This window comes from Paracoccaceae bacterium (genome assembly GCA_019454225.1).
Taxonomy (GTDB): Bacteria; Pseudomonadota; Alphaproteobacteria; order Rhodobacterales; family Rhodobacteraceae.
Genome location: CP075370.1, coordinates 81,301 through 101,566, shown reverse-complemented (window position 1 = coordinate 101,566; position 20,266 = coordinate 81,301). Strand labels below are relative to the sequence as shown.

The 20,266-nt window shown below is 68.2% G+C and carries 21 protein-coding genes and 1 pseudogene; 11 read left to right on the top strand and 11 right to left on the bottom strand.

All coding sequences use genetic code 11. The features are described 5' to 3' along the window. The first annotated feature begins 25 nt into the window (after positions 1-25). The gene (locus KF887_00520) at positions 26-253 is read left to right on the top strand and encodes a sulfurtransferase TusA family protein (protein QYK41664.1); all 228 of its coding nucleotides are present in this window, start codon (positions 26-28) and stop codon (positions 251-253) included. A 144-nt stretch (positions 254-397) separates the two neighbouring features. On the opposite strand, the gene KF887_00515 is transcribed toward KF887_00520, so the two are convergent. Genes KF887_00515 through mobA form a run of 3 tightly spaced genes read right to left on the bottom strand, consistent with a single transcriptional unit; the run spans position 398 to position 2,381 of the window. Further along, on the bottom strand, positions 398-1,294 hold the full coding sequence (locus tag KF887_00515; GenBank protein QYK41663.1) for a molybdopterin guanine dinucleotide synthesis: 897 nt from the start codon (positions 1,292-1,294) through the stop codon (positions 398-400). Next, positions 1,291-1,782 carry a molybdopterin-guanine dinucleotide biosynthesis protein B gene (mobB, locus tag KF887_00510; GenBank protein QYK41662.1) on the bottom strand — a complete coding sequence of 164 codons (492 nt, stop codon included), beginning with the start codon at positions 1,780-1,782 and terminating at the stop codon, positions 1,291-1,293. The genes KF887_00515 and mobB overlap by 4 nt, the downstream gene beginning before the upstream one ends. Then, the gene (gene mobA, locus KF887_00505; protein ID QYK41661.1) at positions 1,779-2,381 is read right to left on the bottom strand and encodes a molybdenum cofactor guanylyltransferase MobA; all 603 of its coding nucleotides are present in this window, start codon (positions 2,379-2,381) and stop codon (positions 1,779-1,781) included. The genes mobB and mobA overlap by 4 nt, the downstream gene beginning before the upstream one ends. Positions 2,382-2,521: 140 nt before the next feature. Between mobA and KF887_00500 the strand changes: the two genes are divergently transcribed. The 4 genes from KF887_00500 to KF887_00485 all read left to right on the top strand — a co-directional run bounded on the left by KF887_00500 (position 2,522) and on the right by KF887_00485 (position 5,783). After that, on the top strand, positions 2,522-3,457 hold the full coding sequence (locus tag KF887_00500; GenBank protein QYK41660.1) for an AEC family transporter: 936 nt from the start codon (positions 2,522-2,524) through the stop codon (positions 3,455-3,457). After that, positions 3,454-4,284, top strand: a complete 831-nt coding sequence (fghA, locus tag KF887_00495; protein ID QYK41659.1) for an S-formylglutathione hydrolase — start codon at positions 3,454-3,456, stop codon at positions 4,282-4,284. Before KF887_00500 ends, fghA begins: the two co-directional genes overlap by 4 nt. Further along, the gene (locus KF887_00490) at positions 4,277-4,741 is read left to right on the top strand and encodes a YaiI/YqxD family protein (protein QYK41658.1); all 465 of its coding nucleotides are present in this window, start codon (positions 4,277-4,279) and stop codon (positions 4,739-4,741) included. Before fghA ends, KF887_00490 begins: the two co-directional genes overlap by 8 nt. A 106-nt stretch (positions 4,742-4,847) precedes the next feature. After that, the gene (locus tag KF887_00485) at positions 4,848-5,783 is read left to right on the top strand and encodes a DMT family transporter (protein ID QYK41657.1); all 936 of its coding nucleotides are present in this window, start codon (positions 4,848-4,850) and stop codon (positions 5,781-5,783) included. Here KF887_00485 and KF887_00480 read toward each other — a convergent pair. Together KF887_00480 and KF887_00475 are read right to left on the bottom strand one after the other, a co-directional pair. After that, entirely contained in the window at positions 5,780-6,262 is a 483-nt protein-coding gene (locus KF887_00480) for an SRPBCC family protein (protein QYK43375.1), read from the bottom strand. The genes KF887_00485 and KF887_00480 overlap by 4 nt on opposite strands. 36 nt (positions 6,263-6,298) lie before the next feature. Then, a pseudogene (locus tag KF887_00475) lies at positions 6,299-6,595 on the bottom strand (winged helix-turn-helix transcriptional regulator). Positions 6,596-6,692: 97 nt separating this feature from the next. Between KF887_00475 and KF887_00470 the strand changes: the two are divergent. The 4 genes from KF887_00470 to KF887_00455 all read left to right on the top strand — a co-directional run bounded on the left by KF887_00470 (position 6,693) and on the right by KF887_00455 (position 11,032). After that, the gene (locus tag KF887_00470; GenBank protein QYK41656.1) at positions 6,693-8,354 is read left to right on the top strand and encodes a thiamine pyrophosphate-binding protein; all 1,662 of its coding nucleotides are present in this window, start codon (positions 6,693-6,695) and stop codon (positions 8,352-8,354) included. Between the two features lie 31 nt (positions 8,355-8,385). Continuing rightward, positions 8,386-9,006: a class I SAM-dependent methyltransferase gene (locus KF887_00465; protein ID QYK41655.1), complete on the top strand. Its 621-nt coding sequence runs from the start codon at positions 8,386-8,388 to the stop codon at positions 9,004-9,006. Positions 9,007-9,105: 99 nt separating this feature from the next. Continuing rightward, complete coding sequence (locus tag KF887_00460) at positions 9,106-10,584, top strand: AMP nucleosidase (GenBank protein ID QYK41654.1); 1,479 nt, start codon at positions 9,106-9,108, stop codon at positions 10,582-10,584. Between the two features lie 157 nt (positions 10,585-10,741). Continuing rightward, on the top strand, positions 10,742-11,032 hold the full coding sequence (locus tag KF887_00455) for an HU family DNA-binding protein (GenBank protein QYK41653.1): 291 nt from the start codon (positions 10,742-10,744) through the stop codon (positions 11,030-11,032). A gap of 37 nt (positions 11,033-11,069) precedes the next feature. Here KF887_00455 and panC read toward each other — a convergent pair whose 3' ends face one another. Both panC and panB read right to left on the bottom strand, forming a co-directional pair. Then, entirely contained in the window at positions 11,070-11,915 is an 846-nt protein-coding gene (gene panC, locus KF887_00450; GenBank protein QYK41652.1) for a pantoate--beta-alanine ligase, read from the bottom strand. Then, positions 11,912-12,751: a 3-methyl-2-oxobutanoate hydroxymethyltransferase gene (gene panB / locus KF887_00445; GenBank protein QYK41651.1), complete on the bottom strand. Its 840-nt coding sequence runs from the start codon at positions 12,749-12,751 to the stop codon at positions 11,912-11,914. The genes panC and panB overlap by 4 nt, the downstream gene beginning before the upstream one ends. Positions 12,752-12,897: 146 nt before the next feature. Between panB and KF887_00440 the strand changes: the two genes are divergently transcribed. Beyond that, positions 12,898-13,248 (top strand): cupin domain-containing protein, encoded by a 351-nt coding sequence (locus KF887_00440; protein ID QYK41650.1) that lies wholly within the window; start codon positions 12,898-12,900, stop codon positions 13,246-13,248. A 29-nt stretch (positions 13,249-13,277) separates the two neighbouring features. On the opposite strand, the gene KF887_00435 is transcribed toward KF887_00440, so the two are convergent. The 4 genes from KF887_00435 to KF887_00420 form a co-directional block, all read right to left on the bottom strand. Then, on the bottom strand, positions 13,278-14,069 hold the full coding sequence (locus tag KF887_00435; GenBank protein ID QYK43374.1) for a L,D-transpeptidase: 792 nt from the start codon (positions 14,067-14,069) through the stop codon (positions 13,278-13,280). Positions 14,070-14,222: 153 nt separating this feature from the next. Continuing rightward, on the bottom strand, positions 14,223-15,371 hold the full coding sequence (locus KF887_00430; GenBank protein ID QYK41649.1) for a BCCT family transporter: 1,149 nt from the start codon (positions 15,369-15,371) through the stop codon (positions 14,223-14,225). Positions 15,372-15,544: 173 nt separating this feature from the next. Then, entirely contained in the window at positions 15,545-17,725 is a 2,181-nt protein-coding gene (locus KF887_00425) for an esterase-like activity of phytase family protein (protein QYK41648.1), read from the bottom strand. Positions 17,726-18,010: 285 nt separating this feature from the next. Continuing rightward, on the bottom strand, positions 18,011-19,228 hold the full coding sequence (locus tag KF887_00420; protein ID QYK41647.1) for an aminopeptidase P family protein: 1,218 nt from the start codon (positions 19,226-19,228) through the stop codon (positions 18,011-18,013). A gap of 217 nt (positions 19,229-19,445) precedes the next feature. On the opposite strand from KF887_00420, the gene KF887_00415 reads away from it, so the two are divergent. Next, complete coding sequence (locus KF887_00415) at positions 19,446-20,183, top strand: glucose 1-dehydrogenase (GenBank protein QYK41646.1); 738 nt, start codon at positions 19,446-19,448, stop codon at positions 20,181-20,183. Positions 20,184-20,266: the final 83 nt, after the last annotated feature.

Sequence of the window (20,266 nt, the reverse complement as noted above, 5' to 3'; positions counted from 1 at the left end):
CACCCCTTCCCCTAGCGATGGCGGCATGACGTGGGATGCCGAACTCGATGCCTCGGGGCTGCTTTGCCCGCTGCCGGTGCTCAAGGCGCGCAAGCGCCTGCTGGGCATGGCCCCGGGCCAGGTATTGCGGCTGATCGCCACCGACCCTGCGGCGCTGGTCGATGTTCCGCATTTCTGCCGCGAGGCCGGGCACGACCTGCTGTCGACCGAGGAAACGCCCACCCACCGGTCATGGCTGATCCGCCGGGGCTGATCCGACGGGGCTGACCGGTCCCCCGACCACCGCGCGTTGCGTTGACACCCCCGCCCCCGCGCGCCCTGTCGGGACGGAAGCCATACGCAGACCAGACGCGAACCGGACGGATGCCGGACACGGAAAATCCAGCCGTTTCCGGCATTAACCCCGATTCGAATCACCCCCGTGGCGGATGTCCTCCGCCACGCCGCGCAACAGCGCCTCGGCGCCCACCCCCAGGATCCAGCCTTCCTCGGCCAGCACCCCCGGCGCGGCCCCGGGTTGCAGCAACCGGCCCATCCGGCCCTGCCGCCCCAGCCGGAACAGGCATTCGGCCAGCAGCCGCACCTGAACCTCGTCCGGCACGCTGTCCGGCCCCGACGCCGCCCGGACCTCCCGGGCCAGCAGTGACGGATAGACCTCGGCCAGCACCACCTGCGCTTGCCCGCAGGGCTCGAAGGGCCAGACCGCCACCCGTCCCGCATGCCGGTTCCGCAGCCGCCACAGCACCGGAATCCCCGTCAGCGCCTGCGCCCCCACCGCCCCGGCCCCGGCCAGTTGCCACACCGATTTCGGCTGGGCCCCGCCGGCCCGCGCCGCGATCTCGGTCACCCGATGCGGGGCCAGACCGGCAGGAACCGGCGGGCGGGTGCGCGGCAGCCCGGGCGTGTCCGCCCGCTCGCCATTGCCCCAGAACGGCCCGGCCGCCGCCAGCGAACGATTGGCAAGCGCCGCTATATCCCTGAAATTGCTGCCGTCTCCGGGCAGCTCCTGCACCCGCGCCGCCAGCCAGCCCCACAGCGCAAGCGCCTGGTCCTGCCCGGTCAGCGCCCGGGCGAACCCCGCCGGATAGCCAAAGGCGAAATCCGCTCCGATCAGCATCCGTCCGCCGCCTCCGGCAATCATGGCGTCCAGCCGGGCCTCGGCTGCGCTGCGCGTCGGCAGGTTCTCGGCGCTCACCCCCGCCGCGTCGGCCACCCCGATCCAGATCGAATCCCGACCGCGCCGCCGTCCCCGCGCCGCCGACCAGTCAACCACCGCCACCCGGTCGAAGGTCACAGCCCCAGCTCGCGCAGGATGAATCCGGCGACCCCGGCGACATCGTCCAGATCGAACCGCGGAACCCCTGCATCCGGCGTTCCGTTCGACGCGACCGCGCGAATGCTGGGATGGTCGGGGGCCAGCAGGGGCTGGCCGGTTTCCACGCGGTGTGTCTCGACCTTGGGATGCGCCGCGTGCTTGTAGCCCTCCACCAGCACCAGATCGACGGGCGCCAGCCGTGCCAGCAGTTCCGCCAGCGGCGGCTCGCCACCTGCCCGCAGCTCGGTCATCAGCGCCCAGCGGACTGGCGAGGACAGGATCACCTGCGCTGCCCCCGCCTGCCGGTGCCGGAAACTGTCATGGCCCGGATGGTCCACCTCCGCCGCATGGTGGGTGTGCTTCACCGTCGAAACGGTCAGACCCCGCGCCACCATCTCGGCCACCAGCCGCACCGTCAGCGTGGTCTTGCCCGAGTTCTTCCATCCGACGATCCCGAAGACCTTCATGACCGTGCCATTTCCTCTGCCAGAACAAGGTCTTCCGGTGTATTGACATTGAAGAACGGGTCATGGGGCAGGGCCGGGAACACCGCTGTTCCCGCCCCGTGGCCATCCGCCCAGTCCATCACCTTGCGCAATCCGCCGCGCAGCGCCGCCCGAAGGTCATCGCGCAGCGCGACCGGCCACAGGCCGAAGGTCGGATGCCGCTGCACCCGCGCCCCGACGTCCGCGCTGGCCGCAAGGCACAGGCCCGAGGGCCCGGCAAAGGCCCGCAGCCGTTCCGCCAGGTCGCGCGGCAGGAACGGCGTGTCGGCCGCCGCCGTCACGATCGCCCCGGCACCCCGCGCAAAGGCCCAGTCCATCCCCGCCAGCACCCCGGCAAGCGGCCCGGGGTGGCCGGGCAGGCTGTCGGCCAGCACCGGCAGCCGCAGGTCCGAGAACCGCGCCGGATCGCCGTTGGCGCTGATTGCCAGGGGCGCGCACTGGCCTGCCATGCGCTCCGCCACATGCTCGATCAGCCGCCGCCCGGCCACCACGCGAAAGCCCTTGTCGCCCCCGCCCATCCGCGTGGCACGTCCCCCCGCCAGGATCACCCCGGGCAGCATCGCCGGACCCCTTCCGTCAACCGCACCCGCCAAGGCTAGCGCCAAGGCCCGCCGCCCGCCACCCGCGTTCCGGCGCCGGGTTGCGCTTGGGCGCCACCCGTGAAACGCTGATGCTGCACCGCCGCGCGCCAGGGGCCCTCATGCTGCCGATCCTTCTGAAAACCCTGCCCTTCTTCGCGCTGATCGGGCTTGGGTATTGGGCGGGCCGGGTGCGGTTCTTCACGCCCGAGGCCACGGCCTACCTGACCAAGTTCGTGTTCTACTTTGCACTTTCGGCCATGCTGTTCCGCTTTGCCGCGAACCTGTCGCTGGCCGAGATCTGGGATACCCGCTTTGCGCTGGCCTATCTGTGGGGCTGCGGGGTTGTCTATGCCATCGCGATGGGTGTCGCGTTCTGGCGCGGCATCACCACCGAGGAGGCGGCGGTCGAGGCGCAGGTGGCGGTCATCGGCAACACCGGGTTCCTGGGCGTGCCGATGCTGGTGGTCCTGCTGGGGCCGCAGGCGGCGGGGCCGGTGCTGCTGGTCCTGGCCATCGACCTGATCGTGTTCTCCTCGATCATCACGCTGGTGATGACCGCCCGGCGCGAGGGGCGGATGTCGCTGGCGATCATCCGGGTTCTGGGGGTCGGGCTGCTGAAGAACCCGATGATCGTGTCGATGTCGCTGGGCCTGTTCTGGGCCGCAACCGGGTTTCCGGTTCCCGGCCCGCTGAACGATTTCCTGGGCATTCTGGGTGCCGCAGCGACCCCGGGCGCGCTGTTCGCCATCGGTGCATCGCTGGCCACGAAGTCGGCCGAACGGATGCAGGTGGCGGCCTGGCTGTCGTTCTGCAAGCTGGTCCTGCATCCCGCCGCCGTTGCCTTTGGTGCCTTCGTGCTGTTCAACGTCGATCGGGAACGCGCGGGCGTCATGGTGGCCGCGGCAGCGCTGCCGGTTGCAGGGAATGTCTACATCCTGGCGCAGCACTATGGCGTGGCGCCGCAGCGCGTCTCGGCCAGTATCCTGATATCTACGGCGGTCAGCATCGTGACCGTCTCAGCCGTGATTGCCTGGGTGACAGGGAGTGAACCATGAAAACCATCAGCGAAAACCGTGCCTTCGGGGGCGTTCAGGGGGTCTATTCGCACCGCAGCGAGGCCACGGGCTGTGACATGACCTTCGGCCTGTTCCTGCCCGAGCAGGCCGAGGATGGCGCCGTGCCGGTGCTGTGGTACCTGTCCGGCCTGACCTGCACGCATGAGAACGCGATGGTCAAGGCGGGCGCGCAGGCCCACGCGGCGGAACTGGGTGTCGCGCTCGTGTTTCCCGACACCTCGCCCCGGGGCGAGGGCGTGGCGGACGATCCGGCCTTCGACCTGGGGCAGGGCGCAGGCTTCTACGTGAACGCGACCGAGCGGCCCTGGGCGCCGCATTACCGCATGTGGGACTATGTGACCGAGGAACTGCCCTCAGCGATCTTTTCGGCCTTTCCCGTCGACGAGGCGCGGCAGGGCATCACCGGGCATTCGATGGGCGGCCACGGCGCGCTGACCGTGGCCATGTCGTTCCCCGGCCGGTTCCGCTCGGTGTCCGCCTTCGCCCCGATCGCGCATCCCACCGCGTCCGACTGGGGCCGCAAGCAGTTCGCGGCCTATCTGGGCCAGGATGACGGGAAATGGGCGGTCCACGATGCCACGCTTCTGATGCGCCGGCGCGGCTTTGACGGGCCGGTGCTGATCGACCAGGGTGCCAAGGACCAGTTCCTTGACCTGCTGAAGCCCGAGGCGCTGGCCGAGGCCATGGCTGCCAGGCGCCAGCAGGGCGTGTTCCGCATGCAGCGCGGCTATGACCACAGCTATTTCTTTGTCTCGACCTTCATGCAGGATCACGTCGGCTTTCATGCCGAGGCGCTCTATGCCTGAGAGCCGACTGTTCCTCGATGCCGACGCGTGCCCGGTCAAGGCCGAGGCCGAGCGCGTGGCGTCCCGATTGGGGGTGCGGGTGCTGGTCGTGTCGAACGGCGGCATCCGGCCCTCGGCGAATCCGCTGGTGGAAAGCGTGTTCGTGCCCGATGGCCCGGACGAGGCCGACAAGTGGATTGCGGAGCGTGCGGGACCCGGAGACGTGGTGGTGACCGCCGACATCCCGCTTGCCGCGCGATGCGTGGCGGCCGGGGCGCGGGTGGTCCGGCATGGCGGTGACCTGCTGGACGGGCGCAACATCGGCCAGGTGCTGGCCACGCGCGACCTGATGGCCGACCTGCGGGCCGCCGATCCGTTCCGGCAGGGTGGCGGACGCCCTTATTCAAAGGCCGACCGGTCACGGTTTCTCGACACCCTGGATCGCGTGTTGCGGGCGGCCATCGCGACGCCGCGCTGATCCCCCCCCGGTGCAGCGCGTCGGGCGGTCGGTCGTGGTGGCGCAAACCCCGCGCGGTGTCGCCTTCGGAACAGACGCGCGCCGCACGCCGGGGTGTTCTGCCCGCATGACCACTGTTCCTGCCCCCGACATATCGCGCCAGACCCGCATCGGCATCCTTTGCGCCATTGGCGCCTCGGTTGCCTTCTCGGTCAATGACACGGCCATCAAGTTCCTGTCGGGCGACTATGCCCTGCATCAGGTGGTGATGACCCGCACGGTCGTCGGCCTGGTGTTCATGCTGCTGTTCATCCTGCCTTTTCACGGGGGGTGGCGTGCGCTGCACAGCCGCCATCTGGGGCGGCAGTTCCTGCGCGGCGGCTTCGTGGTCTTTTCGAACCTGTGCTACTTCCTGGGGCTTGCGGCGCTGCCGCTGGCGGACACCGTGGCGATCTTCTTTGTCGCGCCGCTGCTGATCACTGCGCTTTCCGTGCCGCTGCTGGGCGAAAGGGTCGGCCCCCGCCGGTGGGCGGCGGTGACCATCGGCCTTCTGGGGGTGGTGGTGATGCTGCGCCCGGGCGGGGCTTTCGCCTGGGCGGTCATCCTGCCGCTGGTTTCTGCGCTGGCCTATGCCCTGATGCACATGATGACACGTCTGATGAAGGGATCGGAAAGCGCGGTCTCGATGACCTTCTACACCCAGATCACCTTCCTGATCGCGTCGGGGGCGATGGGACTTGCCTTTGGCGACGGGCGGCTTGCCGGGTCGTCGGACCCCTCGCTGGCCTTCCTGTTCCGCGCCTGGATCTGGCCTGCAACAGCCGACTGGCCGATCTTCATCGCCACAGGCCTGGGTTCCGCCATCGGCGGCCTGCTGATCGCCCAGGCCTACCGGCTGTGCGAGGCCGGGCTGGCCGCGCCGTTCGAGTATGTGGCGATCCCGCTGTCGATCGGCTGGGGCCTTGCCGTGTTCGGGGAATGGCCCGACGGCACGGCCTGGGCCGGCATCGCCCTGATCTGCGGGTCCGGGCTGTATGTCTTCTGGCGCGAGACGCGCCGCTAGAGCGTCAGCGCCAGTTCGTCCAGTTGCGCCGCCGCCGCCCCCCAGCCGTCATGGAAGCCCATCGCCTCGTGCGCGGTCTTTCCCTCCGGTGTCGCGTGCAGGGCGCGGGCGTGATAGATCGTGCCGCCTTCGGGCGCGTCGCGGAAGGTCATGATCGCGGTCATCGCAAAGCCTTCGGGCGGTGTCAGGACCGGCCGCCAGCCAGGGCCGAGCGCACTTGTCCAGGCCAGGCGGTCCATCGGCTGCACGTCCAGGAAACACCCGGGCGCGTTGTCGAACACCTCGCCCTCGGGTCCGCGGATGATGCTGCGGAACCTGCCGCCGGGGCGCAGGTCGATCTCGATGTCGGTCGCGCGCCAGGGTCGCGGGCAAAACCACTGCTCCATCAGCGCAGGTTCGGTCCAGCACCGCCAGACCGCTGCCCGGCGGGCCTTGAGGTGGCGGGTGATTTCCAGATCGTAGGGGCCGAGCGGTTCCATCAGCGTCTCCATCGTGTCGAGTGTCGCGGCCAGCCGGTCCATGCGGTCCAGCCGGGCCTCCCATTCCGCCGCCCGCGCGGCGATCCAGCCCTCGGTGTCGCGCAGGGCCTGCGCGTTCAGCCGGCAGAGGCGCTGTCGCCCTGCCTTGCCGGTCGTCACCAGCCCTGCATCCTCGAGCACCCGCAGGTGCCGCAGCACCGTCGGCAGCCGAAGGCCGGTTGGTGCCGCCAGTGCCCCCACCGGTGCGTCGCCCGCCGCAAGCTGCGCCACGATGGCGGCCCGCGTGGGATCGGCAAGGGCATGAAAGCGGGAGGCGGGCGAATGGTTAGTCATTTTGCTAAGTAATATGATCTGCGGCGTCCCGTCAACCCTTGCCTCGGCGCGCGTGGGGCGCCAAGGTCGGCCCGGCATCGGCGGAGCGGGGGCAGGCATGCGGCACGGCGGACAGATCCTGGTGGACCAGCTGCGCCTGCGCGGCGTGTCGCGGGTGTTCTCGGTTCCGGGCGAGAGTTTCCTCGCGGCGCTCGACGGTCTGCATGACAGCGGCATCGCCAACATCGTGTGCCGACACGAGGGGGGTGCCGCCATGATGGCCGAGGCGACCGGAAAGCTGACCGGGCAGCCCGGAATCCTGTTCGTCACGCGCGGCCCCGGCGCCACCAATGCGGCATCGGGCCTGCATGTGGCACGGCAGGACAGCACACCGCTGATCGCCTTTGTCGGGCAGATCGCGCGGGGCCACCGCGACCGCGAGGCGTTCCAGGAACTCGATTACCGGGCTGCATTCGGCCCTGTGGTGAAATGGGCGGCCGAGGTGGACGACACCGCCCGCCTGCCCGAATACATCGCCCGCGCCTTTGCCGTGGCGACCTCGGGGCGCCCCGGCCCGGTGTTGCTGGCCCTGCCCGAGGACATGCTGTCGGCGCAAGCCGATGTGCCCGACATTCCGCCTGTGGTGCGGATCCCCGATGCCGCCACCCCGGCGCAGGTCGCGGCTGTCACGCGGGCGATGGCCGAAGCCAGCCGGCCGCTGGTGGTGGTGGGCGGTCCGGACTGGTCATCGCAGGCGGCGCGCGATCTTGCACGGTTTGCCGAACACTGGGATGTGCCCGTCGCGGTCTCGTTCCGGCGGCAGGACCGGATGGACAATGCGCATCCGAACTATGCGGGCGACCTTGGCGTGGGCATGAACCCGGCGCTTGGGCGGCGGCTGGCCGCAGCGGATCTGATTCTGGCACTTGGCACCCGGATGGGGGACATCGTGACAGGCGGGTACGAGATCATGGATCCGGCACGCCCCCATCCCCGCCTGATTCACGTCCATGCCGACGCGGGCGAGATCGGCCGCGTTTTCCGGGCCGATCCCGGAATCGTCCTGCCGGCCCCTGCCATGGTGGCGGCGCTGTCGCAGACCGCGCCGCCCGCCCGGCCCTGGGCCGACTGGACCCGCGCCGCGCGCGCCGAGTACGAGGCCTGGCAGAGACCCGTCCCCACGCCCGGAGAGGTTCGGCTGGAACGGGTGATCGGTTGGCTGGCCGCAAACCTGCCCGAGGATGCCATCCTGACGAACGGCGCGGGCAACTATGCCGCCTTCCTGCACCGCTACCACCGGTTCCGCCGCCATGGCACGCAGCTGGCGCCCACATCGGGCTCGATGGGCTATGGCTTTCCGGCTGCGGTCGCGGCCAGCCTGCATCATCCGCAGCGCACCGTCGTCTGCCTTGCAGGGGACGGCTGTTTCCAGATGACGCTGAACGAGATGTCCACCGCGATCCAGCATGGCGCCACCCCCATCGTGATCGTCGCGAACAACGGGCGCTATGGCACGATCCGCATGCATCAGGAACGCCATTTCCCGGGCCGCGTATCGGGCACCGACCTTGCCAACCCGGATTTTGCCGCCCTTGCACGTGCCTATGGCGGGCATGGCGAAACCGTTCTGCACGACGACGAATTCGGACCCGCATTCGCGCGCGCGCAGGCCGCGGGCTGCCTTGCCGTCATCGAACTGCGCCTCGATCCGCAGATGCTGACCACCGGCGCCACCCTGGACCAGGTACGCGCGCAGGGGATCGCGGCACGGCAGGCTTGATTTTCGGGCGATTGCGCGGCCCAATTCACCGATGGACCCCGACCTGAACGCCGCCTACGCCCTGCAGACACCCGAGGACAACCGGCGCCTCTATGCCGAATGGGCGGCAACCTATGACAGCGACTTTGCCGCCCGCATGGCCTATCGCCTGCCCGATCTGGTCGCAGGCGCCTATGCGGCCGCAGGGGGCGAGGGGCCGGTGCTCGATGCAGGTGCGGGCACGGGCCTGCTGGGCCTTGCCCTGGCTGCGCGCGGCATCGGCCCGGTGGACGGCCTGGACCTGTCGCCCGAGATGCTTGCGGCGGCGCGGGCCAAGGGCGCCTATCGCCACCTCGCCGAGGCAGACCTGACCCGCGCCCTGCCCGTCCCCGTCACGCCCTATGCGGGTGTGGCAAGCTCGGGCACCTTCACCCATGGCCATGTCGGGCCGCAGGCCATCGGGCATCTGATGGCGGTGATGCGGCCGGGCGGCGTGTTTGCCGCATCAATCAATGCGCAGGTCTGGAAGGCCGCGGGTTTCGCCGCCGCCATCGACGGGCTGACGGATCGCATCGCCGATCTGCGACTGACCGAGGAACTGATCTACGCCGACGCGCCGGACCCCGCGCACCGCGCCGACACTGCGATGATCCTGACCTTCCGCCGCCGCTGATACCGCCCTGTCATGCCGATCGGGCAGGAACATGCGACCCCGGGGCTTGCGGCCCCGCCCCCCGGCTGTCTAGATGCCGGATCACCTTGCGAGATACCGATGCACGACGAAACGCACGCCCCCCTGACCCCTGGCCATGCCGCCCCCGAGGCGTTCACCGACGCGACGGCCGCCGTCGACAGGCTGGAGGCGCTTTATGCCGAGGCGACGGGGTTTCTGCTGGACCATTTCCGGGCCATCGTGGCGGGGCGCCGGCCCCCGGCCCGTATCCGCGCCTTCTATCCCGAGGTGCGGATCGCGGTGACCAGCTTCCGCAAGGCCGATTCGCGGCTGAGCTTTGGCCATGTGGCGCATCCGGGCGTCTATGCCACCACCATCACCCGCCCCGACCTGTTCCGGCAGTACCTGATCCAGCAACTGGGCCTGCTGATCGAGAACCATGGCGTTCCGGTCGTGGTTGGCCCGTCGGATACACCGATTCCGGTGCATTTCGCGGTGGCTGGCAACCCCGGCGTATCCGTGCCGCAGGAAGGGGTGCTGGATTTCTCGCTGCGCGACCTGTTCGACGTGCCGGACCTTGCCACCACGAACGACGACATCGTGAACGGCCAGCGGATCATCAACGCCGACGGGTCATACCCGCTGGCCCCTTTCACGGCGCAGCGGGTCGACTATTCGCTGGCACGGCTGTCGCACTATACGGCGACCGACGCGGGGCATTTCCAGAACCATGTCCTGTTCACCAACTACCAGTTCTATGTCGACGAGTTCGAGGCCTATGCCCGGATTGCCCTGGCCGACCCCGCGCTTGGCTACACCGCGTTTGTCGCACCGGGGAACCAGGCCATCAGCACCCCGGACCAGGATCTGCCGATCCTGCCCAAGATGCCGCAGATGCCAGCCTACCACCTCAAGCGGGCGGACGGGCAGGGCGTGACCCTGGTCAACATCGGGGTCGGCCCATCGAACGCCAAGACGGCGACAGACCATATCGCCGTGCTGCGCCCGCATGCGTGGCTGATGGTCGGCCACTGCGCGGGTCTGCGCAACTCGCAAAGCCTGGGCGACTTCGTGCTGGCCCATGCCTATCTGCGCGAGGATCACGTGCTGGACGACGACCTGCCGGTCTGGGTGCCGATCCCCGCGCTCGCCGAGATCCAGATCGCGCTGCAGGAATCGGTGGCCGACGTGACGCAGCTTGACGGGTATGAGCTCAAGCGGATCATGCGGACCGGGACGGTGGCGACCATCGACAACCGCAACTGGGAACTGCGCGACCAGTCCGGCCCGGTCAAGCGCCTGTCGCAATCCCGCGCCATCGCGCTGGACATGGAATCTGCGACGATTGCGGCCAACGGGTTCCGGTTCCGTGTGCCCTACGGCACGCTTCTGTGTGTTTCCGACAAGCCGCTGCATGGCGAGCTGAAGCTGCCCGGCATGGCGTCCGAATTCTACCGCACGCAGGTCAGCCGCCACCTGCAGATCGGAATCCGGGCGATGGAGCGGCTGCGCGAGATGCCGCTGGAACGCATACACAGCCGCAAGCTGCGCAGTTTTGACGAAACGGCGTTCCTTTGAACCCGAAGGAAACCGCGGGCCTCTTCGTTTTTCGGCTTGATCGCGCGCGGAAAAACCTGTGTAGCAAGCGAATCCGTCCGTGCGCCATCGCGCAGGGCGAACCCCATCCGCCGACGGCGCACAGGCGCCGCCCGGCCCCGCGCACAGGAGATGACGCATGACCGACAAACCGATGACCAAGGCACAGCTTGTGGCCGAACTGGCCGAGACGATGGGCGCAGACAAGAAGACCGCCGCTGCGGCGCTTGATGCCATCGCGGCCGTCGCCGCGCGTACCGTGGCCGCCGGCGGCACGCTGAACCTGCCGGGCCTGGGCAAGCTGGCCTGCCGCGCCCGTCCTGAACGCCAGGTCCGCAACCCGGCGACGGGCGAGACCATCACCAAACCCGCCGACCGCCAGGTGAAATTTGCCCTGGCCAAGGCGCTGAAGGACAGCGTCAACGCCTGACCATCGCTGCCATCGCCCCCGTCGCAGGGGGCGGTGGCTATTCCTCGCCGACGCCGAGGTTGTCGATCAGCCGCACGCCGTCCAGCCAGGCCGCCGCAAAGATCCGGGCAGGGCCCGGCCCCGGCGGACCCAGCGACGCTGCATCGCGCAGGTCCAGATAGTCGATCTCTGAAAACCCTGCAGCCAGCACCATTCCGCGTGCGGCCTCCATCGCCGCGCCGGGGGGGGTTCCGTCGCGGATCGCCGACGCAGCCTGCCGCATGGCGCGGTGCAGCGCCGGGGCGATGGTGCGCGCCGCCGGCGACAGCCGGGCATTCCGTGAACTCATCGCCAATCCGTCGGGATCGCGCAGGGTGGGGCAGCCGATGACCTCGACCGCAAGATCCAGGTCGGTGGCCATCCGGCGGATCACCTGCAACTGCTGCCAGTCCTTCTCGCCGAAATAGGCGCGATCGGCCTGCGTCATGCCGAACAGCTTGGCGACCACGGTCGCAACGCCGGCGAAGTGGCCCGGCCGGTGCGCACCTTCCAGCGGGTCGGACACGCCCGCCACCGCGACGGTCGTGGCAAAGCCGGACGGATAGACCTCATCCACCGGGGGGGACAGCACAGCATCAACGCCGCATGGCGACAGCAGCGCAAGGTCGGCCTGCTCGGTTCGCGGGTACTTCAGCAGGTCTTCGGGGTTGTTGAACTGGGCGGGGTTCACGAAGATCGTCACGATCACGCGGTCGCATCCGCGCCGTGCTGCCCGGACAAGGCTGAGATGGCCCGCGTGAAGCGCGCCCATGGTGGGCACGACCCCGACGCGCGCGCCTGCCGCCCGCCACCCCGCCACCGCAGCGCGCAGGTCTGCGACGCGGCGGAACACCGGCGGTGTCATGCCGCGCCCTTGGGTTTCGGGGCCTCGTCGCCAAAGGCGTGTTCCGGCCCGGGAAAGCTGCGGGCCCGCACCTCGGCCGCGAAAGCCGCGATGGCCTGGCCTGCGGCTTGTCCGAGGTCGGCATAGCGTTTCACGAACTTCGGGCGAAAATCGGTGAACATGCCCAGCATGTCATCCACCACGAGAACCTGCCCGTCGCAATCGGCCCCGGCACCTATGCCGATGGTCGGAATGGGAATTTCTGCGGTGATCCGGCCTGCGAGCGTGCCCGGCACCTTTTCCAGCACGATCGCGAAGGCGCCCGCGTCCGAAACCGCCCTCGCATCGGCCAGCATCGAGTCAGCCTCGGCCCCCCGGCCCACGACACGATAGCCGCCCAGCGTGTTCACCGCCTGCGGGGTCAGTCCGATATGGGCCATCACCGGAATCCCCCGGGCGGTCAGGAAGGCGATGGTCCCGGCCATGGCGCGGCCGCCTTCCAGCTTCACGGCCGGGGCGCCGGTTTCGGCAACGATCCGGGCGGCATTGCGGAATGCCTGTTCCGGGCTTTCCTCGTAGCTGCCGAACGGCATGTCGATCACTGCCATCGCACGCGACAGGCCGCGCGTCACGGCGCGGCCATGCAGGATCATCATCTCCATCGTCACGCCGATGGTCGAGGGCAGTCCGTGAACCACCATGCCAAGGCTGTCACCCACGAGCGCCACGTCGCAATGCGCATCCACGAGGCGGGCCATCGGTGTGGTGTATGCGGTCAGCACGACCAGCGGGGTGGTGCCCTTGCGGGCGCGGATGTCGGGGGGCAGCACGGCGCGGGTGGCGGCGGAGGCGCTCATGGTCCGGGTCTCCCTCGGGCATTGTCGATGCGGTTATATCGGCGGCCCGGGCGGGGCACCAGACACTTTGCCCCGCGCGGGCCGGGGCTTGACCTGCGCGGGGCAACCGGGGCGAATGGGCGGGAACAGAAACCGAGAGGCCCGCCATGACCGACCATCCGCTGATCCTGCGCGTCACCCGCGACGGCACCGCACCCGAGGTCGAACGCCCGGATCCCGCAAAGGTCGTCGCCGGCGATCCCGTTCATTCCACGTGGAATCTCGAAGATGACGGCGGGCTCTACTGCGGTCTGTGGCAGTCCACCCCAGGCGCCTGGCGGGTGGACTATGCGGAATGGGAGTATGTCCACATCCTGCAGGGACATTCGATCCTGACCGGAGAGGATGGCAGCGTCACGCATCTGCGGGCCGGGGATGGCTGGATCATCCGACCCGGGTTCCGCGGCACATGGGAGGTCGTCGAGACCACACTGAAGGAATACGTGATCCGCAGCTGATCGGCGGCGGCGGCAGGGATCTGACGCGCCTAGATCGGAACGTTGTCGCCCGCCGTCACCGGCATGCCATCGCGGGGGTCGTCGAACACCGGCGGCGGATCGTTCGCCACGGCCTCAGCCCCGTAGATCAGTGCAGGGTCGACCGGACGCGCCGGTATCTCGACGCCGCGTCCGAAGTTTTCCGGATCGACGCGCAGCGATTCCGCCTCGCCCCGGACATGGACGGGTGCACCGAGCGGGATCAGTTCATACAGGTGGATGATGTCATGGTTGAACATCCGGATGCAGCCGGCCGAGCTGGAATTGCCGATGGATTCCATGTCGTTGGTGCCATGGATGCGGTAGAATGTGTCGCGACCGCCGCGATAGAGGTACAGCGCCCGTGCCCCCAGCGGGCTGCGCTTGCCCCCCGGGATCCCGCGTGAGAACGGGCCGTAGATATGCGGCTCGGACCGCAGCATGTTGCGGGTCGGCGTCCAGCCGGGCCATTTGCGCTTGACCTGGATCGTGCCTCGACCGGAGAACGACCGCCCCGCCCGTCCCACACCGATGGGATAGCGCAGCGTCTCGGCCCCTTCGCGCACGAAGTACAGGAACTTGGCATAGGGATCGACGTCGATCGTGCCGACCGGCTGTTCGCCCAGATAGGTGCCGGTCATGCGGCGGTTCACACCCTCGGTGAACTGTGCCGGAACGGCGGGTAGCGCATAGCCGCTGTCATAGATCGGGGCGTATATCGCCAGATGGCCGCCCCCGCCTGCCGGCGCGTCAGAGGTCGGCACGGGCGCGGCGCAGGCCGTCAGCGCGGCGGAACCCGACATGGTGAGGAAGAGGCGGCGGGAGATCGGCTCGAACGACATGTGCACTCCGTCAGACGGTGGTCGCGCCTGCGTAGCACGATGATCAGCACGGCGGAAAGGTCCGGGCGGCGACATTCCGCCCGGACGTTGACCTGCCTGTGACCCGTCAGCCGGTCAGGCCGACGCCACGTCGCGCAGCCGGGCCACCCGATGCAGGATCAGCGCATAGGTCGCGGCGTAGACACCCACGACGACAAGCCCGACCCACTGGATCTCGAACGGCGTGTAGAAATACGCCCCCACGAGCGCCAGCTGCAGCAGGAAGTGCAGCGGATAGTAGACTTGCGACCCGAGCCTCTCCCGTGACCAACCGAGGTTGGCGGAATAGAGCCGGATCAGGCTGTCGAGCGAGTTGATGACAAAGACGATGCCCACGAAGATCATCAGCCAGTTCAGCCAGCCCGGGATCACGATGGCGTTCTGGTGATAGAGGAACAGCACGCAGAACCACAGCCCGAGCGGAATCGCGGGCAGCACGACCATCGCCACCGCCAGCTTCCAGGCCCGCATCCCGCCGACGAAGCGCGCGACGAACTGGCCGATCATGATCGACCAGGCGAACCACCAGAACAGATAGAACTCATGGTAGTCCGAAATCGGTGTGGCAAAGCGGTGCAGGTGGGCGAAATACTCCAGCAGCAGGCCGATGTTCGCCATGAACCCGCCCAGCCCCACCCCGGCATAGGTGAATGCCACGACCGCAAGCGCCGTGAAGGCCAGCATCCCGAATCCATAGGTCGACACGATGGCCAGCCATTTCATGATGTGAAGGTCGCCCGAGGAGACCACCGAAAAGCCGATCACCGCGATCGCAAGCGCCCAGATCGACCAGCCGGGCAGGTCTGGCGCATAGGCTGGAAGGTTGATCATGAACAGATAGCAGGTGAATGAACAGGTGGCGATCACGGTCAGGTTGTAGACCCATTTGACGGCCGGCACCTCGAATATGCGCAGACGCGGCTCAAGCGCCACGAAGTAGAAGGTGGTGACGAAATACATCAGCCAGACCAGCGGCCCCCACATGCCGAATTCCACCGCAAGTGCGTTGGTGAAACCGAAGGCCGGGTCGCCCTCGTAGACCGGGAACTCGGTGAGCGGCAGCATGATCAGCCCCATGTCGAGCCCCGCAGTGAACAGCAGCGCGACCAGCGTCAGCGTGCCGACCGGCGTATCGCCGGTGCAGCGCAGCATGGGCCAGCGGATCAGGACGAAAAGCGCGCAGGCCAGCACGCTCAGATAGGCGACGGTGATGATGGGTGTCATGGGAACCTCGCTGTGGCGGCCGAACAGGGTATGTCCGTGGGCAAACAGGGGTCCGCCACGGCCGACGTTCTGGCGCGTCGTGCTGCGAGGGTAACAGAAGTGTGAAGGACCAGCCAAGGCTGGCCGGTCCTTCGTGGTCGGAAAACGACATCCGGCAGGCGCCGGAGGCCGGATCAGTTCTGGGCGTCGACCGCACCGACCGACCAGAAAAGCGTCTCGCCCGAGGCATCGTCGATGCCGTCGTTGTCGGTGACGATCCAGCCGATGCCCGCCGCGTCGATGGCGAAGCCCTCGACCTTGTCCATCGTATAGCCGTTCAGCACCATCAGGTCGGGCAGAAGGTCGCGCACCTCTTCCTTGGTCACGACCGGCAACGGCCCACCAAGCGGTGCGGGCTGCATCGCCGCAGCCGGCACACGATAGAGTTTCTTCGTGCGGGCGGCGGCAGCGATCTGGTTGTCACGCTCGATGATATAGACCCAGTCGCCACGGGCGGTGATCTCGGACAGGCCCATCCAGGCACCCTCGGCCGGGGTGTCGAGCGGATAGTGCACCGCACCCCAGGTCTTTTCGGCCGTGTTGTAGCCCAGCAGCTTCACCATCCCCTTGGGATCGTCCTTCCACTCGCGCTGCACCGCCATCCACAGCCAGTCGCCCGCAACGGTGATGCCTTCAAAGCCGAAGCGGATTTCATGCGCCAGCAGTTCGGGCGGCAGGGCGATTTCCTGCCGGATCAGGCCCTTGTCGTTGACCTGATAGATCGCATGCGGGATCAGACGGTCGCTGCGCCCTTCCGAGGCCAGCCAGAACCCGCCTTTGCCGTCGGGTGCGATCCCCTCGATGTCGAGCTTCTGCGCGGCATCGCCGAAGCGGTTGATGATGCGCTTTTCGGTGATGCGCGCCGGGGTCTGCGTCGCGTCGATGCTGTAGATCGCGGGCGCCATGCCGTAGATCGAGTCCGACACGGCGTAGAGCATGCCGGGCGTTTCCGCATCGGCGGTCAGGCCCGACAGCGCACCCCAGCCGATCAGAGGATCGGACCCTTCCGAGGTGATCATCGGATAGGCGGCGGAACCCTCGGCGCGCTCGTAGATCATGACATGGGCCGGTGCCAGGCCGTCCTCGCGCAGGTCGACCTCGTTGGCCGAGGCGATGAGGTTGCGCGACGGGATCGCGACCATGCCCTCGGGGCTGACGCCCGACGGCAGCAGCTGCTTCAGGACCGGGCTTGCCGGGTCCGTCAGGTCGTAGACGGCAATGATCGAGGCGCGCTCCGAGGCGACGAAGGCCATGGGCGTTCCGTCGAACGTGGCGATCTCCACCGACTCCAGCTCGATGCCCTTGGTATGGCTGCGGTGTTCGGGATAGTGGCCGATGGCGACGATGGCGCGTTCAAGCGTGTTGCCCGAATCCCAGACCAGCGTGCCGTCCTTGCGGAAGATCGACCAGGTGCGGGTGCCGCCCTTCCAGTCGCCTTCGTTGGCCATGGCGAAATGGTCGCCATCAATCCATTTCACCGCATCGGGTTCGCGCGGCACGGCGGGCTTGGTGTCCACCGGGTTGATGCGGCCGTCGCGCTTCGTGTCGATGCCCGACACCTCGACGCTGCCCGCGCTGAAATGGCTGGCGATGGTGTTGTCGGCGCCGATCACCACGATGTGGTTGTTTTCCTGCAGCGTCACGACGATCTCGCCCGCCGCGTTCACGTCGAGGTATTCGGGTTCGGGGTCTTCGGGGAAAACTTCGGCAAGGCCCGTCATCTCGATGCGCACCTGGCCCGCGCAGTCGGCCGCGCCGCCCGTCACCGGCACCTTGACCACAAAGCCCGCGGGCATCTGCGGCAGGCCACCGTCGCCCGCACCCTCATCGCGTTCGTTCTCGATGGCGATCGCCACGAAACTTCCGTCACGCGCCCGCGCCACGGCGTCGGGCTGACCGCCGATGTCGCATTCCGCGATCACCGCCTTCGTGCCCGGGTCCACGGTGACCAGCTTGCCCGAGGGGTTGGTATAGCTTTCCGACGTATTGACGCCGACAAAGATGCGGTCGCCGATGTAGACCGCCGTCGTGGGTTCGCCGCCCATGTCGATGTTGCCCATGGCCACCGGCGCACGCGGATCGGTGATGTCGATCATCCCGATCACGCCCAGCGGGCTGTCGGTGTAGACCAGCGTCATGCCGTCCTCGGAGGCCGAGATGATCTCGGCCGAGGTCTCGCGCGACCGGTCCTCGCCCTCGGCCATGTTCTCGGGCACGGGGAAGGTCGCGATCCGGTTGAAGTTCGCCTCGGCAAGGGCGGGAAGCGCAGCGCAAAGCGCAAGGGCCGACGTCAGGCCGGTCAAGCGAAGGGACATGGGCGACATCCTTTGTGGTTCGGGATGTCGCCGGACATGGCGGGCTATCGTGTCGGTCAGGTAATGGCTGCGTGAAACTTAGATGAACCGCTCGCGACGTCGTGCGTCGGCGTCGGCGTCGCCCTGGCGACCTCACGCGAAGGCCGTCGGCACGTGGGCCTGGCGGGCAATACCGCTGGCCTCCGCGATGGTTGCGCCGTTGCCACCCATGCCCGGGGTTTCCTTCCCGACCTGACGCCGGAACGCGGCGCGCTTGCCCGCCGCGCCGCCCGCTGTCGCGTCGGTCTACCGGCCGACGATGTTATGCGCCGGGCCGTAGGGGAAGCCCGTGATGTTCTCGGCGCCGTCCTCGGTAATCACCAGGATGTCGTGTTCGCGGTAGCCCCCCGCGCCGGGCTGGCCTTCTGGAATGGTGAGCATGGGTTCCATGCTGATCACCATCCCGGGCTCCAGCACGGTGTCGATGTCCTCCCGCAGTTCCAGCCCCGCCTCACGGCCGTAGTAGTGGCTGAGGATGCCGAAGGAATGGCCATAGCCGAAGGTGCGGTATTGCAGCAGGTCGCGGGCTTCGAGGAAGGCGTTCAGTTCGGCGGTCACACCCGAACAGGTGGCGCCGGGTTTCAACAGGGACAGGCCCAGTTCATGCGTGGCCACGTTCGCCTCCCATACCCCGAGGCTGGCGGCGTCCGGGGAGCCCAGGAACAGCGTGCGTTCAAGCGCGGTGTAATAGCCGTGGATCATCGGAAAGCAGTTGAGCGACAGGATATCGCCCCGTTGCAGGCGACGCCCCGTGACCGGGTTGTGCGCACCGTCGGTGTTCAGCCCCGACTGGAACCAGACCCAGGTGTCGCGGTATTCGGCGTCGGGGAAACGTCTGGCGATTTCCAGTTCCATGGCATCGCGGCCCGCCATGGCCACGTCGATCTCGCGCGTGCCTTCGCGGATCGCGTCGCGGATCGCGCCGCCCCCGATGTCGGCGACCTGGGCACCGTGACGGATCAGGTCGATCTCGGCGGGTGATTTCACCATGCGCTGCGCCATGGTGCCGGGCGCGATGTCCATGCCCCGTTTCGGCTTCAGGAAGTGGTTCAGCTTCTCGGCCTGCACCATGGTCAGATGATCGGCCTCGCATCCCACGGCCCGGCCGGTGCCGGTGATCGAGGCCACCGCACGCCAGAAGTTGTCGCGCGTCCAGTCGGTGTAGGTGATGGCCTCGCCATGGCTGCGGCGCCAGGGTTGTCCGGCGTCGATCCCCGCACCGACTACCACGCAGTCCGCTGCGGTGACGACGCAGGCATAGGGGCGACCGAAGGAACAGTACAGGAAGCCAGAGTAATAGGCGACGTTGTGCATTGACGTCAGCACGACGGCATCGAGCGCATGCAACTCCATCAGGTCGCGCAGGCCCGACAGGCGGTCGGCGTATTCTTCGGCGGCAAACGGCAGGGGTGCCCGGGCGCCGTTCGGGAAGGCATAGCGTTCGGGGCGGGAGGTGGTGTTCATGTCAGACCTCACAGGGGGGTCCGCCATGCGGATGGGGACCCCTAAAGGTCCCGGCGTTCAGGACGGAGGGGCCTTGCGTTGCAGCGACGCCATCGCCGCGGCCCGCGGCAGGATGCCAGAGACACTCGCCGTCGGCAAGGCGCCCCGGCGCAGGCGGCGCCTCGACAGTCCGACGTCGCGCGGTCAAGGTGATCGGGGCACCCGAGCGGAGGGAAGGATGCGTCTGGCAGGCAAATGTGCGGTGGTCACCGGTGGCGGATCGGGGTTCGGCGCGGGGATCGCGCGCCGCTTCGCGCGCGAAGGGGCGCGGGTTGTCGTGGCCGACATCGACGCCGACGCGGCCCGTGCCGTCGCGGCCGAGATCGCCGGAACCGCCGTGCAGGTCGATGTCAGCAGGGGTGACAGCGTGGCGGCGATGGCGGCGGCGGTGCTGGCCGGGGGCGGCATCGACATTCTCGTGAACAACGCGGGCATCACCCACCTGCCGCAGCCGATGGAAGACGTGACCGAGGACGAGTTCGACCGTGTGCTTGCGGTGAATGCCAAGTCGGTCTACCTGACGGCCCGCCATGTCGTGCCCGCGATGAAGGCTGCAAGGCACGGCACGATCCTGAACATCGCGTCCACGGCCGGGGTCAGCCCGCGCCCGCGGCTGAACTGGTACAATGCCTCGAAGGGCTGGATGATTACCGCCACCAAGGCGATGGCGGTCGAACTGGCGCCCTGGGGCATCCGGGTGAACGCGCTGAACCCCGTCGCGGGCGAGACGCCCCTGCTGAAGCGCTTTCTGGGCGAGGACACGCCCGAGATGCGCGCGAAGTTCCTTGCGACGATCCCGCTGGGGCGTTTCTCGACGCCCGACGACATGGGCAACGCCGCGCTGTTCCTGTGTTCCGACGAGGCCGCGATGGTCACAGGTGCCGCGCTCGAGGTCGATGGCGGACGCTGCATCTGAACGTCCGGCAACATGGCAGGTCAGAAAAAGGTGGACACGAAGGGGATACCAAAGGAAGTTTGTGTCGTTGTTCAAGCAATTGA

What these genes read in the sequence shown, in the direction of transcription:
- KF887_00520 (QYK41664.1), top strand. Translation starts at nt 26, where the DNA reads ATGACGTGGGATGCCGAACTCGATGCCTCGGGGCTGCTTTGCCCGCTG.
- mobB (QYK41662.1), bottom strand. Translation starts at nt 1,782, where the DNA reads ATGAAGGTCTTCGGGATCGTCGGATGGAAGAACTCGGGCAAGACCACG.
- mobA (QYK41661.1), bottom strand. Translation starts at nt 2,381, where the DNA reads ATGCTGCCCGGGGTGATCCTGGCGGGGGGACGTGCCACGCGGATGGGC.
- KF887_00500 (QYK41660.1), top strand. Translation starts at nt 2,522, where the DNA reads ATGCTGCCGATCCTTCTGAAAACCCTGCCCTTCTTCGCGCTGATCGGG.
- fghA (QYK41659.1), top strand. Translation starts at nt 3,454, where the DNA reads ATGAAAACCATCAGCGAAAACCGTGCCTTCGGGGGCGTTCAGGGGGTC.
- KF887_00490 (QYK41658.1), top strand. Translation starts at nt 4,277, where the DNA reads ATGCCTGAGAGCCGACTGTTCCTCGATGCCGACGCGTGCCCGGTCAAG.
- KF887_00485 (QYK41657.1), top strand. Translation starts at nt 4,848, where the DNA reads ATGACCACTGTTCCTGCCCCCGACATATCGCGCCAGACCCGCATCGGC.
- KF887_00480 (QYK43375.1), bottom strand. Translation starts at nt 6,262, where the DNA reads ATGGAACCGCTCGGCCCCTACGATCTGGAAATCACCCGCCACCTCAAG.
- KF887_00470 (QYK41656.1), top strand. Translation starts at nt 6,693, where the DNA reads ATGCGGCACGGCGGACAGATCCTGGTGGACCAGCTGCGCCTGCGCGGC.
- KF887_00465 (QYK41655.1), top strand. Translation starts at nt 8,386, where the DNA reads ATGGACCCCGACCTGAACGCCGCCTACGCCCTGCAGACACCCGAGGAC.
- KF887_00460 (QYK41654.1), top strand. Translation starts at nt 9,106, where the DNA reads ATGCACGACGAAACGCACGCCCCCCTGACCCCTGGCCATGCCGCCCCC.
- KF887_00455 (QYK41653.1), top strand. Translation starts at nt 10,742, where the DNA reads ATGACCGACAAACCGATGACCAAGGCACAGCTTGTGGCCGAACTGGCC.
- panC (QYK41652.1), bottom strand. Translation starts at nt 11,915, where the DNA reads ATGACACCGCCGGTGTTCCGCCGCGTCGCAGACCTGCGCGCTGCGGTG.
- panB (QYK41651.1), bottom strand. Translation starts at nt 12,751, where the DNA reads ATGAGCGCCTCCGCCGCCACCCGCGCCGTGCTGCCCCCCGACATCCGC.
- KF887_00440 (QYK41650.1), top strand. Translation starts at nt 12,898, where the DNA reads ATGACCGACCATCCGCTGATCCTGCGCGTCACCCGCGACGGCACCGCA.
- KF887_00435 (QYK43374.1), bottom strand. Translation starts at nt 14,069, where the DNA reads ATGTCGGGTTCCGCCGCGCTGACGGCCTGCGCCGCGCCCGTGCCGACC.
- KF887_00430 (QYK41649.1), bottom strand. Translation starts at nt 15,371, where the DNA reads ATGACACCCATCATCACCGTCGCCTATCTGAGCGTGCTGGCCTGCGCG.
- KF887_00425 (QYK41648.1), bottom strand. Translation starts at nt 17,725, where the DNA reads ATGTCCCTTCGCTTGACCGGCCTGACGTCGGCCCTTGCGCTTTGCGCT.
- KF887_00420 (QYK41647.1), bottom strand. Translation starts at nt 19,228, where the DNA reads ATGAACACCACCTCCCGCCCCGAACGCTATGCCTTCCCGAACGGCGCC.
- KF887_00415 (QYK41646.1), top strand. Translation starts at nt 19,446, where the DNA reads ATGCGTCTGGCAGGCAAATGTGCGGTGGTCACCGGTGGCGGATCGGGG.